The organism is Vescimonas sanitatis, from assembly GCF_049060325.1.
In the GTDB taxonomy this organism is placed as follows: domain Bacteria; phylum Bacillota; class Clostridia; order Oscillospirales; family Oscillospiraceae; genus Vescimonas; species Vescimonas sanitatis.
Map to the genome: position 1 here is coordinate 1 of NZ_JBMGPW010000066.1, position 224 is coordinate 224.

A 224-nucleotide genomic window follows, 5' to 3' on the forward strand; every position below is an offset into this window, starting at 1 on the left:
TTTTTTTTTTTTTTTTTTTTTTTTTTTTTTTTTTTTTTTTTTTTTTTTTTTTTTTTTTTTTTTTTTTTTTTTTTTTTTTTTTTTTTTTTTTTTTTTTTTTTTTTTTTTTTTTTTTTTTTTTTTTTTTTTTTTTTTTTTTTTTTTTTTTTTTTTTTTTTTTTTTTTTTTTTTTTTTTTTTTTTTTTTTTTTTTTTTTTTTTTTTTTTTTTTTTTTTTTTTTTTTT

At 0.0% G+C, this 224-nt stretch carries 1 protein-coding gene; it reads right to left on the reverse strand.

Features of this window, described 5'->3' with window-relative positions; genetic code table 11:
* Positions 1 to 224 (reverse strand): hypothetical protein (locus ACOMDU_RS13875; protein ID WP_219196000.1); only part of this gene is annotated, 224 nt, incomplete at both ends.